This window comes from Rhodococcus sp. ACPA4 (assembly GCF_002300185.1).
In the GTDB taxonomy this organism is placed as follows: Bacteria; Actinomycetota; Actinomycetes; order Mycobacteriales; family Mycobacteriaceae; genus Rhodococcus_F; species Rhodococcus_F globerula.
In genome coordinates this window covers 4,007,898-4,020,344 of record NZ_NSDY01000001.1, presented here as the reverse complement: position 1 = coordinate 4,020,344, position 12,447 = coordinate 4,007,898, and the positions used below count along the sequence as shown (strand labels likewise).

10 protein-coding genes are annotated in these 12,447 nt (G+C 61.5%); 2 read left to right on the top strand and 8 right to left on the bottom strand.

The window, feature by feature from the left end:
- The first annotated feature begins 162 nt into the window (after positions 1-162).
- A complete protein-coding gene (locus tag CJ178_RS18360) occupies positions 163-1,008 on the top strand; it encodes a pentapeptide repeat-containing protein (RefSeq protein ID WP_095887320.1) in 846 nt (281 codons plus the stop codon).
- A 25-nt stretch (positions 1,009-1,033) separates the two neighbouring features.
- On the opposite strand, the gene CJ178_RS18355 is transcribed toward CJ178_RS18360, so the two are convergent.
- Entirely contained in the window at positions 1,034-2,026 is a 993-nt protein-coding gene (locus CJ178_RS18355) for a helix-turn-helix transcriptional regulator (protein ID WP_095887319.1), read from the bottom strand.
- Between the two features lie 103 nt (positions 2,027-2,129).
- Here CJ178_RS18355 and CJ178_RS18350 point away from each other — a divergent pair, with 103 nt between their 5' ends.
- Positions 2,130-2,597, top strand: a complete 468-nt coding sequence (locus CJ178_RS18350) for a VOC family protein (protein ID WP_095887318.1) — start codon at positions 2,130-2,132, stop codon at positions 2,595-2,597.
- 14 nt (positions 2,598-2,611) lie between these two features.
- On the opposite strand, the gene CJ178_RS18345 is transcribed toward CJ178_RS18350, so the two are convergent.
- The 7 genes from CJ178_RS18345 to benC form a co-directional block, all read right to left on the bottom strand.
- A complete protein-coding gene (locus tag CJ178_RS18345) occupies positions 2,612-3,151 on the bottom strand; it encodes a hypothetical protein (RefSeq protein ID WP_033233855.1) in 540 nt (179 codons plus the stop codon).
- Positions 3,152-3,412: 261 nt separating this feature from the next.
- Complete coding sequence (gene aztD / locus CJ178_RS18340) at positions 3,413-4,657, bottom strand: zinc metallochaperone AztD (RefSeq protein ID WP_095887317.1); 1,245 nt, start codon at positions 4,655-4,657, stop codon at positions 3,413-3,415.
- A gap of 74 nt (positions 4,658-4,731) precedes the next feature.
- On the bottom strand, positions 4,732-5,976 hold the full coding sequence (locus CJ178_RS18335) for a benzoate/H(+) symporter BenE family transporter (RefSeq protein WP_095887316.1): 1,245 nt from the start codon (positions 5,974-5,976) through the stop codon (positions 4,732-4,734).
- Positions 5,977-5,979: 3 nt separating this feature from the next.
- Positions 5,980-8,682: a LuxR C-terminal-related transcriptional regulator gene (locus CJ178_RS18330; RefSeq protein ID WP_095887315.1), complete on the bottom strand. Its 2,703-nt coding sequence runs from the start codon at positions 8,680-8,682 to the stop codon at positions 5,980-5,982.
- A complete protein-coding gene (locus CJ178_RS18325) occupies positions 8,679-10,064 on the bottom strand; it encodes an MFS transporter (RefSeq protein ID WP_033233588.1) in 1,386 nt (461 codons plus the stop codon). The genes CJ178_RS18330 and CJ178_RS18325 overlap by 4 nt, the downstream gene beginning before the upstream one ends.
- Before the next feature lie 42 nt (positions 10,065-10,106).
- Positions 10,107-10,889 carry a 1,6-dihydroxycyclohexa-2,4-diene-1-carboxylate dehydrogenase gene (locus tag CJ178_RS18320; protein WP_095887314.1) on the bottom strand — a complete coding sequence of 261 codons (783 nt, stop codon included), beginning with the start codon at positions 10,887-10,889 and terminating at the stop codon, positions 10,107-10,109.
- Entirely contained in the window at positions 10,886-12,421 is a 1,536-nt protein-coding gene (benC, locus tag CJ178_RS18315; RefSeq protein ID WP_095887313.1) for a benzoate 1,2-dioxygenase electron transfer component BenC, read from the bottom strand. The genes CJ178_RS18320 and benC overlap by 4 nt, the downstream gene beginning before the upstream one ends.
- Positions 12,422-12,447: the final 26 nt, after the last annotated feature.

The following is a 12,447-nucleotide window of genomic DNA, read 5'->3' as shown; positions in this document are numbered from 1 at the left end:
TTGCAGTGATAAACAAAACTTGTCTGTGATCCAGACCCGTCGCGATGATTGTGTGCCGCGCCTGCGCGCGGTGGTGATTCCGTGTGTCCCGAGAGGGAACCCGACCTCGGGTTCCCGCCTCCTGTCCTGCATTGGAATCCCCACTTTGGAGCTCACTTCATCATGTCATCGACACACTCATCTGTTCGGCGCGAGGATCTGCGCGCCGACTGCAGTAACTGTTTTGCCTTGTGCTGCACGGCCTTCGGGTTCTCGCGATCGGTAGATTTTGCCGAGGACAAGCCCGCGGGTTCTCCGTGCCGGCACCTCGGCTCGAATTTCTCCTGCACTGTCCATGAAGGACTTCGATCCCGGGGGTTCCGCGGCTGCACGGTCTTCGACTGCTTCGGTGCGGGACAGGTTGTGTCGCAGCAGTTGTTCTCCGGCGTCAGCTGGCGCGAGCGTCCTGATGCGCAGCAATACATGTTCTCCGCCTTCAAGATCGTCAAACAGTTGCACGAGATGCTGTGGTACCTGTTCGAGGCGCAGGAACGCACCTATGACCCGGACGCTGCGCACGAAGCTCGCGAACTCGCATCCACAATTGCCGCACTGATCCGCGGCGGACAGGCCGAACTGTTCTCGACTGACATCGGCGCATTACATTCTGTGGTCAGGGCAGTGCTGATGGAGATCAGTGCGGAAGTTCGGGCTTCCTACTTTGCCGAAGTTGATCAGTTGGACCCGAGCATCGCCGCCGAAGTGGACCTTGCTGGATCGGACCTGCGCGCACACAGGTTGTGTGGGGCCGATCTGCGAGGGGCCTGCTTGATCGCCGTGGATCTGAGGGGAAGTGACCTCACAGCGGTAGATCTGCTCGGGGCGGATCTGCGTGATGCCAGGTTGGATGGCGCGGATCTCTCGGCCGCGTTGTTCGTCACCCAGCCCCAGGTGAACGCAGCCAGAGGTAACGGTGACACATGTTTGCCCGCCGGTGTTGCAGCCCCGCCACATTGGCTTGTTCGCTAGCGGGACCTGTCGCCGGGGAGAGCATCTAATTCGCAGCGGTCGCAGCGTTGCGGGCGGCGAGTTGCGCAAAGGCGCGGGTCAGTTCTGCTGGTCCGACGACATCGATGTCGGTGTCGAATCGGTTGAGAGATGCTGCGAGAGCCACCCAGGACCATGATCCGGCTTCGAGACTGCACCGGTCGGGGCCAAGATCTTCGACGATGCCGTCCCCGGCAAAGGGGAGAACGTAACTGGCCGGCCGATGGAGAATGACCTTGCCATGGCAAGGCCACTTGTTGGTTTGTTCCGAGCCTTTGAAGCGCCCGGACACGTATTCGGTTACGTCGCCGCCGGGGATCTCCCTCGGCGTGAAACGGGGGCCGTTCGGGGTGCGCGGGGCGATTCGATCGGCGCGGAAGATTCGCCATTCGTCTCTCTCGAGATCCCACGCGACGAGGTACCAGCGACGATTGGAGGTCACGAGATGATGCGGCTCCACCCGGCGTGGGGGCGCTGGTTCGCCGTTATCGGTTGAACTGTCGGCCGGGCGGTCGCTCGCATAATCGAAACGGAGCACTTCGAGAGCGCGGATCGCTGTGGACATCGTAACGAGTACCTCCGGTGACACGGAGTCGGACGCCGTGTCACCGGGGCGGGCCGAAATCGCAGTGAAGGCGAGAGCGTCGAGCCGATGGCGCAGACGCGACGGCATCACTTGCCGCACGGTGGTCAGAGCACGAACTGCACCCTCTTCGATTCCGGCGCCGGTCATGGTCGCCGTCTGCAGGGCAACAGCCAACGCGATGACTTGATCGTCGTCGAACAGCAGGGGAGGCAGCTCACTGCCCGCATCGAGTCGGTATCCGCCGTCCGGGCCCATGGTTGCCGCAATGTTGTAGCCCATTCCCCGCAGCCGGTCGATGTCGCGGCGGACCGTGCGATGACTGACGTCGAGCCGCTCGGAGAGTAGGGCGCCTGGCCAGTCACGCCTGGTCTGCAACAGGGACAGCAGATTCAAGAGCCGGGACGTGGTCGCCATCTCACGAGATTAGTTCGAGTCTAGGACAAAAACCGTCCTAGACGCCTGTGAGAGTGGCAGTCGTCAAGAAGAAAGCCGGACAGCGTTCTTACTAGGAGCAGGCATGAGCATCAAGACAACGACCCACCTCAACTTTCGCGGCGACGCCCGAGCAGCCCTGGAGTTCTACCAGTCCGTCTTCGGTGGCCAGGTCACAATTGCAACCTACGGCGACTTCGGGATGCCCAAAGACGTGCCCGGCGCGCAGGGCGTCGTATTCGGCCGGATCGAGACTGAGGACGGCTTTCGTGTGATGGCGTACGACATCCCAGGACAGTCGAGCCGTTCGGCAGGCAATGCCGGTTCGACGCACCGCGAGAACGGCACCACGATCACCGACCAACCGTTCTTCGTCTCCGTTCGCGGGGAGACCCTCGAAGAGGTGCAGAATTACTGGGCCAAGCTCTCGGCCGGCGCATCCATCGTCGAGGGCCTCGCCGCGGCAGCGTGGAGCCCCGGTTTCGGCATGCTCACCGATGCGTTCGGGGTGACCTGGATCCTCGACGTCTCCGCCGCGGAAAGCCCGGCGTAGTCACTCCTCGTGCTTCAGAGTGGGATCGGAGGGAGTGGTTCGATGTCGTAAGTGCGCGGTCCGAACAAGCTCAAAGCTCGATCGCGGATGGACGGAAGTGCTTCGGAGAGACTGTCGCCGAGTCGGTGGAGAGAGTTGAGTGAGCGTGATTCCCAGACTGGGAACTCCCCGTCGGTGCCGCGCGATGTTGTATCCCACAGCAGAGCGTCGCCGTTCTCGCTCAATCCGAACACGTGCAGCGAGGCGGGGAGCGACCAATCGCCGTCGGGTTCGACCATCCAATCGAACTCCTCGCTGTGACCCTCTCGGTAGGCGGAATGGAGGTTCGCGGTGAGATACCCTGCGCGCCCTTGCCAGCCATCGGCAAATCCGGGATGCACGGGCGGGTAGATGAGCCAGAGTCCGAAGGACCGCGCCCAACCTGCATGCCGGATAAATGCACGATATGAAGCGGGGAAGCCGTCCCCATCCGGGAAACGAAAGGAATCCAAAACGGCGAAATCAATGTGTTCGAGCGTTGGTTGGCCGTCCACCGTCAATCCATGTGTGAGCACGTCCTCGACACTAACAATCCCGTCGCGATTCGAGGCTTCCCCTGCGGTCTCGTCGTCGGTAACTTTCTGAAGAAGAGGAATCAAATGGATCTGGACTGTTCATCTTCGGTTGCTGAAATCTGAATACCTGCAGAACGCTGTATTCGCCGGTGGCTTCGGTGTAAATGTGGCTGGTGGTCGACATGCCGTTCGGGATCCGTGCTCGTAAGACGGCTTCGGCCCCCACCTCGGTGTGAGACGGGGGCAGAAGCGAAATCCGAATCAGCCAGTGACGCCGGTCAATTCGTTCGGGGTGTGATCGAGTGTGGTTTCGGTCAGGATGCTGCCGTCTTCGAGGTCGACGGCGATCAGCTTCTTCGACGCGGGGTCGGTGACATAGGCGGTGTGGTCCAGTGTGAACAGGGTGGGCCTGGGCTCCTGCCATTCAGTGGGTTCGGTCCACTCGCCGATGACGGCAATCTTCTTGGTCACTGCGCCGGTGTTCGGGTCGATGACGTGGATAGCGCCGTCGGTCCCGAGAACAAGGGCCTCGCCGTGCGGTCCGCGACCGAGTGATCGGAAGGTGTAGCTGGTGCCGAGATCAACGAGCTTCAGTTCCGACGTGGTGGTATTGGTGAGCGAGATTCGTTGTGGTCGTTCGAGTTCGGCGTCAGGATCGGTCTTGTAGTCACCGAGCACGATGTCCGACTCTTCGGAACCGGCCTGGTTGCCGATGCGGCCGTACACATCGGGGCTCTGGACCTTGGTGATCGCGCCGTTCTTGTACACGAGCAGGCCGTCCTGGCAGCCCAGCACGATCGTCTCGTCTGCTGCAACGGCTTCACCGTGGACGCCGGGGCACTGCTCGTTGCGCATGACCTCCGCGCGGTTGGTATCGAGCACTGCAATTCCGTTGCGGGACTCGGAGTTTCCGATGGTGGTCAACAGCCCTCCGTCGGCGAGTGCGACAGCCACCCCGTGATGGGGTTCCGGGGTTGTGTAGGTCTCGACGCGTGGCTGACGCTTGGCCAATTGGACGGGATCGAAGATTTCGACCAGGCCGGATCCATCGTTGAAGAGGACAGTTTTTCCGGCATGTCGTACAACGTGTCCGGGCTCGTTGGCTGCGAACTCGACGTCCGACATCACGGGATCGGCTGTGTAGTAATGGGAATGGTCACCATGTGCCGACGACCACGTGCCGGTGTCGAGAACCTTGAACGCTTCGCCGGCGGAGATCATGACATGCCGACCGTCGCCGGCCGGGTTGAGTCGCGTGAAGCCCTCGATCGCGGTTTCGCCGACTACGTCGAGCGAGGTTGCGTCCAGTACCAGGACGCCGCCGTCGTAGGAGATTGCGAGACGTGGTGTTGCCGAAGCTTGTTCATTCGGTGCTGACGACGCGGCGGTGGTTGTTGCCTCCGCAGCGTCCGTGGTGTCGGAGGAACATCCTGTGACAAGGGCAAGTGAGAGGCCCACTGATGTGGCCAGAGTGAGGCGCCGCGATACGCGGGTAGTGAGGTGCATGGGTATAGATCTACTGCTTAATGTAAATGATTGTCAAAGTCGTACATGCGAATATTCGCATGTCAGGGCAGTCTTCAGGAGTAGTCGGAGCGCTCGAGGATGCGTGAGGCGATCACTCCCACCACGAGTCCCCAGAATGCGCCGCCAATATTGAACAGTTCGACGTCGGAGATCGTCACGAGGAATGCGATCAACGCACCGAAGGTGAATCGCGACCCGAATGCGGTGACGAAAGCTCCTTGCAATGCCTTCAGCATTGCCAATCCGCCCAGTGTCACGATGAACGCAGCGGGCGTGCCCAGCATCATCGACACGAAGGTCGGGGCAAAAAGGCCGAAGACAACCGCGAGTACCCCACAGAAGATGCCGGCGGTGTACTGCCGTGTTCGTTCCCCGGATGCTGACAGGAGAGCATTGGTTGGCCCGGTCAGGCAGGTTGACACGCACCCCACCGCCGCGTTCACGAGTGAGAACACGCCACACGCAATCGTTGCGCTGCCGATCGGCGGTTGATGTCCGGCCGCTCGCAGGACTGCGATCCCTTGGCCGTTCTGCACAACGACCACGGTGATCGCCAGCGGCACAACAAGTTCGATTATTGCCTGCCACGACCATGCCGGTGTGGACAGCACTGGGTGCGCAAACCATTCGTGATCGCCGCCGGTAGGTGCGAACCGTCCGGTCGCGAGAACGACCACCACCCCGACAATCAAGGCACCGAGAACGGGAGGGATATACCTTCCCAGTTTCGCGAAGGCGCTGAGTGCAACAAAGGTGACGATCATCGGCAGTGCAATGGCGGCGTCGTGGGCGGGCGCCTCTACCAGGTCGGTACCGAAGTGAAGGAAAACGCCTGCCACCATTGCCATGACGATGGGCATGGGGAGTGCATTCATGATCGGTGTGATCCACCCCGTCAATCCCAGCAGCAAGATCAGAACGCCCGTTGCAAAGAATGCTCCGATCGCCTGCTCCCACGGAAGATGATGCAGGGACGCGCCGACGACGACGGTTCCGGGAATCGTCCAGAAAAACGCCAGTGGTTGCCGGTACAGCCAGGACGCGGTGATCGTCAAGATTCCGTTGACGAAGAAGGCGCCGAAAATCCAAGAGGCCAATTGTGATTGGCTCAGCCCGCCGGCCAAGCCGGCAGCAAGGATGACCGCTACTGGGCCGGTGGCAGAGAAGACAATCCCGATAACTGCGTTTGCGCCGTATGTTCCGCCGAAGTCTCGCAAGACGCGCCGAGGACTGTAGAGAGGTTGGGGTAGCGGCTCGGTGATGACACGAGTGGGTGCAATTGTCGAGGTGTTCGACATGTTTCAGGTCTCCTGGTGTGGATCGCCAAGTTCGCGTTCACGAAAGAGCGCCGCAAGTTCGCTACGAGAGCGCAGTCCGAGCTTTGCGTACGCACGAGTGAGGTGATACTGGATTGTCTTGACAGAGAGAAACAATTCGCCCGCAGCTTCCTTGTTGGACTTGCCGGCAGCGACAAGATCCGCAACGGCTCGCTCTTGTGGGGTCAGATCGGTGATTCCCTTGTCCATACGTGAAAGGTTCAACCCGCCGGCACGCAGCTCACGCTCACAACGCTCGACGTATGTCGCTGCGCCCAGCGCGTAGTAGAGCTCGCGTGCGTCCCTCAGTACGACGTCTGCCTCTGCGCGTTTGCCGGCTCTCCGGAGAGTTTGGCCGTAGGCAAAATTGATTCGGGCACGGTCGTAGGGGAGTGGCAGGTCCTCGAGGCTGAGAAGCGCGTCGTCGAAACAGTTTCTGGCGGCGCCGAGTTCGCTTCGGGCTCCATGGATTCTGCCACGAACATATCCAAGACGTGCTGTGGCAGAACGGTGCCCGCGAATGCGTGCGGTCTTCTCGTGTGGTTGGAGGAAGGTATCGGCGTCGTCGACCCGACCGACCATCACGAGAGCATTCGCATAGAGATCGACCCACGGCCAGAACCCGGGTTCGTCGAGCCACTGTTGTGACGTGCTCGAGGTCAGGGGCGTCAGCGCTGCCAGTACATCGGCGTAGTCGGCCGCAGCTTCGGAGAATTGTGCCCGGGCGAGAAGCGAAGGAACGTACATGATTTCGTAGGAATGTGCACCAACATGCGCGCGGCGCACGTGATTGCGGGCCAGGTCCCAGTTTCCGCGAAGCGCGTGAATTTGTGCCCCGGACCAATGCACCAACGGTCGGACGATGTCGATTTCGAAACGATCGACTTGCGCGGCGGCACTGTCGATCGTCGACAGTGCGTCGTCCCACGCCCCCAAGGCGAACTGTGTGCGGGCAAGCCAGGCCTGCGCCCACAGCGAGATACGCGCCGAGCCGCTGGAAAATTCAGTGGACACTGCGCTTTCGAGATCGCGACGAGCCGCCTCGGGATGATCCACTGCCAGCTCGAGCCAACCGCGGCCCATCTGGAATCGCTGAGCTTGAGCGCCGGGCCGGATGCGGTCCGACAGTGATTCGTAGGCCGCGAGCGCCTGTTCGGTGTGTCCGGTGGCACCCAGTCCGAGGCCCTTTATCGCTTCGGACTCCACTGCGGCAGGATCTGACGGACCGACCAATTCGACTGCACGGTCGACCCACTGGACCAAAGCAGCGCCGTCGAGTCTGGCCAGAGAATGCAGGACCATTCGCTGGGCGATCATTGCCGCGACTGCGGGATCGAGATCCGCAGGGCAACTGCTCCAAGCGCGAGTCAGTAGGTCAGCAGCTTCGGTTGGGCGTCCCCGGTGAATCGCGAGGTATCCGAGGACGGCGTCGCGCAGCGGTCCGCGCGTAATACTCTCGATTTCGGGAACGAAGTCCATGGCGTGTGGAATATCGCCAGCACCGGTCAGCGCGTCAATTCCCCTCAGTAGTCGAGTCTCGTGGTCGCTTCTGCTGGTGGTGAGACGGCTGGCGGTGACCATTGCGTCGGCCACCTCGGACCACGCGCCGTCGGTTGCCCGGAGCTCGGCGTAGGTCACCAGTTCTGAGGCCAGTGCTTCGTCGTGCGTCGTAGCGGCGGCAGCCAGATGGAACAACCGCTCGCCGTCTCCCCAGGCGATCTCGGCTGCGCGACAATGCAGTTGGTGCAGTCGGGTAGGTCCTAAGGTGGCGCTCACGGCAGCGGCAACCATCTTTCCTCGAACGGATACTTCGGTGCTGCCGCGCTGCTCGTGCACGGTGAGAAGACCGCAACCAAAGGCGTTGTCCAGCGCGCTGACGATGTCGTCGACTTCGGCTAGTTGAGCGAGGTGCGACAACGTCGTGCTGCGCCCGAGGATCGCGGCGGCTTCGACCAAAGTGCGTGCACCCTCGGAGCACAGCGCAAGTGTGCCTGCGATCGACGCTGCGCGATAGCGGGGAACAGGCAAGGTGCGGTGCCACTGAGTCCAGTACGTCGGCGGCAATTCGTCGAGTAGCGAGACGACGTCGAGTGTGTTGCCCGCTGTGAACTCCTGAAGTTGGAGCGCGACGCCGGAACTGAGATCAATTCCGTTGCGAACCCGGGCGATGTCGATGACGGCAGCGGCGTCGAGGGCGCTGATGTGCAGTCGCTGCGACCAGTGAAGTTCGAGAATGCGCCGGACCTCGGCGTTGATGTGCGGTGAATCCTCGACGACGAGCACAACCAAGAGTTGCGCGCCCCGACCTCGATGGAGCGCTGAAGTAATCGCCTGAAGTGAGCCGACATCGCTGTGGTGGGCGTCGTCGACGACAACCATGGTCAACTGGTCAGTGCTGTCGAGAATCTCTTGGGCAATGACGACGGGATCGTGGACCGACACCGGATGGTCGAGTAGTTGTGTGACGACCCCGAACGGCGTCTGAGACTCCCACTCCAATCCGCGAGCGGATCGAAGAGTGTGCTGGGCCGATATTTCGGAGAACCGGCTGACCAGAGTGGACTTGCCACTGCCCGCATCGCCCTCTACGAGAACGAGGGACGGAGTGCCTGCCTTCGCCGCAGCCAATGCCTGGCCGAGAACGCTCAGTTCGCGTTCTCGGCCCACCAGCACGTCCCGAAGTGTCACCTGACTACCGTAACGCCGGGCTCACCGCGAGATTCGTTTTCCGATCGGACCTCTGCGGCAGGAGTTGCGGCAGTATCGAGATCTGGGGCCTGCTTAGGTACGAAGAAGGTCACGATGGAGCCAAGCACGGCGATACCGGCAAACACGTAGAACGCGGACTCGGAACTGATACCGGCACTGATCAAGCTTCCACCGATCAGCGGGCCGAAGATGCCGCCGAGACGGCCGAAGCCTGCGCACCACGCGACGCCGGCCGCTCGGGCCGCCGTCGAATAGTAGTTGGAGACAAATCCGTAGATGAGCACCTGAGTTCCGATTGTGCCGACCCCGGCGATCGCAACAGATGCGAGAAGGACGGGTAGCGGGAAGCCGAACGTGAACAGCAGGAGTGCTAATGCGGCCAAACCGAAAGTGGTTGCGACAACCCGCTGGGGCCCGGTGATGTCGGCGATCCGCGACGCCAGTAGTCCGCCGATGATCGCGCCGCCGTTGAGGACCAGCAGGAACGAGAGTGAACCCTTGGCGTTGTATCCGGCGTTCTCCATGATTTTGGGCAGCCAGGTGTTCAGTCCGTAGGTCAGAAGAAGACCGGCAAAACTCATGAGGCCCAGTAGTGCTGTGCCCCAAACATATTGCTTGCTGGCCAAGGCTCGGAAGCCGACTCGCTCTGCGGGCGAATCGGCGGGGCTAGTGGCGATAACGGGCAGGGGAATTCCGGTTTTCGAGGAAATTGCCCGAGCTTCGTCACTCCGACCGCGGGCGACGAGCCACGCGGGAGATTCGGGAAGTTTGAACCACGCAAGCGGAAACAGGATGATCAACGGAAGTGCGCCGATGAGAAAGAGTCCCCGCCATCCAATGGAATCACGAAGAATGATTGCCAGGATCGACGCCATGACGCCGCCGGCCGGGACGCCGCTGTACACGATGGCGTTGAACAGATTTCGACGCCCTGGCGGGGCGAACTCGGCGATCATTGCTCCGGCAGTGGCAACCAGTCCGCCGACGCCGATGCCGGTGAAGAATCGCAGGAGCCCGAAGGTGGTGATGCTGGTCGCAAACGCCGCCAGCGCCATGCCGACCGAGAACCAGACGATGTTGATCAGCATCATCTTTCGGCGTCCGAAGTAGTCACCGATTGCGCCGCACGTCAACGCACCCACCATGACTCCGACAAGGGCGTACGAGCCCAATGCTCCAGCTTGAGAGGCAGAAAGCACTCCGATGTGGCCGGGATCGTCCATCAGGACGGGCAGAATCGTGCCGTATACGACGAGGTCGTATCCGTCGAACAAGATGGCGATGGCTGCGATGGTGACTACCCACAGCACTGAAGAGCGATGGCGGGCGCTGGCCCAGGAACCGCGTTCGATCGAGGACATGACAAATCTCCGTTCGAGAGATCAGGAATTGGGGTGACTCGCTCAGCCGAGGTCGCCGCCGGCAACGGGAAGGACCGTTCCGGTGACGTACGACGCCTCATCGGAGGCAAGGAAGGTTATGGCGGCAGTTTGTTCGTCGAGGGTGCCGTAACGCTTGAGTAGTGACGAGTCGACGGTCTGGTCGACGATCTGTTGGTACCAGAGTTTCTCTTCGTCGGTCTGTGCACCGGGGCCGCGGGCCACGACGCGAGGTGGCGCTTCCGTTCCACCGGGAGCTGTTGCCACGACTCGTATTCCGTACTGCGCGACTTCCATCGCCAGTGCCGCGGTGATGGCGCTGACTCCGCCCTTGGCCGCAGCGTATGGAACACGGTTGACACCCCGGGTAGCGACCGAGGAGACGTTGACGATGGTTCCGCTCGCCCGTTCGATCAAGTGGGGTAGCACTGCTCGGCACGTCCACAGGGTGGGGAACAACGAACGTGTGACTTCGGCGTGGATCTGCTCCGGGGTGTAATGCTCGTATGGTTTTGCCCAGATTGTGCCGCCGACATTGTTGACCAGTACGTCGACGTGTCCGAAGTGTCTCAGCGCGGAATCTATTGCGTGCTGGGCACCTTCGAAGGTCTCGAGATCCGCGGTCACCGAATGGGAACGATCCAGCGGTGCCGCAATCTCGTGGACCAGCTCTGCTCGGTCCACGAGAACAACGGAACCGCCTTCGGCGGAGATTCTTTCGGCTACGCTGCGCCCGATCCCCTGGGCCGCTCCGGTGACGACAACGACCCGATCGTCGAACCGGCCGGAGAAGTAACGTGCGCTCACGACGCCACACTGACCCGAGCGTCGGTGATGGCACGTCGCATCGTCGACTTCGCGTGTTTGCTGTGCTGAACGATCAGCTCACGGGCCGCGGCGCGATCATTCTGCTCGAATGCGCGCACAATGCGTGAGTGATCCTCTGCGACATGTTCGTCCACCCAGTCCGCGGTCCGGAGTACTCGGTTCATCAGCTGCGTGACCTCGAGACGTTGGTAGGCCTGCAGCAGTATGTCGTTGCCGGTGCAGCGGAAGAGGAAGTCGTGGAAGAGGGCGTTGGTTTCGGTGAATGCCGCTGCGTCCGTGAAGTGGTCGCGGTCGATGGAGGTTGCCGAGTTCTCCGCCAGAATGCGGTACTCCGTCAACTGTGCCGGAGTAAGGCGCCCGATCGTGAGTTCCAATGCGCCGAGTTCGAGCGCCATCCGGGCGTCGAACTGTGCGTCCGATTCCGCGACAGGCAGGTGTTCTTCACCGATCTCGTACGTGTCGGCTGCCGTTTCTTCGATCGAGCTTGCCGGTGAATCAGCCGGGGTCGCCGCGCTGTTGAACTTCTCGAAGTAGAAGTTCGTGGGTGTGATCGACACGTTCTTGAAGTGCTGGCGAACGGCTTCGACCATCGGCGGCGGGCCGCACAGGTAGACGTCGACGTCTCCGCCGTCGAGATGACCCGGTTCGATCAAGCTCGTGACGTATCCCTTGTTCGGCGCTGCGCTGCCGGGATCGGATACGCAGTAGTCGAAGGTGAACTGCGGCAACGATGCTGCGTACGCACTCAGCTTCTCCAGTTCGACCAGATCGAGGTCTGAGTTCACACCGTAAATCAAGTGAACGGGTCGAGTCACACCGTCGGTCTGCATTTTCTCCAGGATCGAGAGCAGTGGCGCCAAACCGGTTCCCCCGGCGAGCAGGAGTGCGCGTCGCTGCCCGCTACGCAGGAAGAAACTGCCCATCGGGCCGGTCAATTCCAGTGTGTCACCGACCTGCGCTTGCAGACTGAGATAGTCGGACATCAGCCCGCCCGGCGTGATCTTGACCAGAAACGACGCCGACTCGACGTCGGGGCCGGTGCTGAACGAGTACGAGCGTGTTGCTTCGGTTCCCGGAACGAGGATGTTCACGTACTGACCGGGAAGGAAGACCAGATCTGCGCGATTGTCGACCGAGACGGTGAAGCCGACAGTCGAATCCGAGTGGCGAACGATCTCGGTGATGGTGGACGTGTACGAACCGGCAGCAGTCTTGGCCACGGCGGAGGTGGTGGGGATCTGCAGTACGAGGTCGGATTCCGGCACCATCTGGCACGGCAGGCAGTATCCCTGCTCGGCCTCGTCGTCCGTGAGTGCCTCCTCGATGTAGTCGCCGGCGTCGAAAGTGCCTGACTCGCACAGCGACTTGCATGTGCCGCAGGCTCCGTCGCGGCAGTCGAGGGGGATGTTGATCCGGGCGCGGTAGGAGGCGTCGGCGACAGTTTCGTCGGTGTTGCATTCGACGAAGCGGGTGATGCCATCCTCGAAACTCAATGCTATTTGAAAGGTCATGGGGAACAGCTCGATTCGATCGTAAA

Bases quoted from the DNA above. Each gene is read 5' to 3' on its own strand.
- CJ178_RS18360 (WP_095887320.1), top strand. From the start codon at position 163: ATGTCATCGACACACTCATCTGTTCGGCGCGAGGATCTGCGCGCCGAC.
- CJ178_RS18355 (WP_095887319.1), bottom strand. From the start codon at position 2,026: ATGGCGACCACGTCCCGGCTCTTGAATCTGCTGTCCCTGTTGCAGACC.
- CJ178_RS18350 (WP_095887318.1), top strand. From the start codon at position 2,130: ATGAGCATCAAGACAACGACCCACCTCAACTTTCGCGGCGACGCCCGA.
- aztD (WP_095887317.1), bottom strand. From the start codon at position 4,657: ATGCACCTCACTACCCGCGTATCGCGGCGCCTCACTCTGGCCACATCA.
- CJ178_RS18335 (WP_095887316.1), bottom strand. From the start codon at position 5,976: ATGTCGAACACCTCGACAATTGCACCCACTCGTGTCATCACCGAGCCG.
- CJ178_RS18325 (WP_033233588.1), bottom strand. From the start codon at position 10,064: ATGTCCTCGATCGAACGCGGTTCCTGGGCCAGCGCCCGCCATCGCTCT.
- benC (WP_095887313.1), bottom strand. From the start codon at position 12,421: ATGACCTTTCAAATAGCATTGAGTTTCGAGGATGGCATCACCCGCTTC.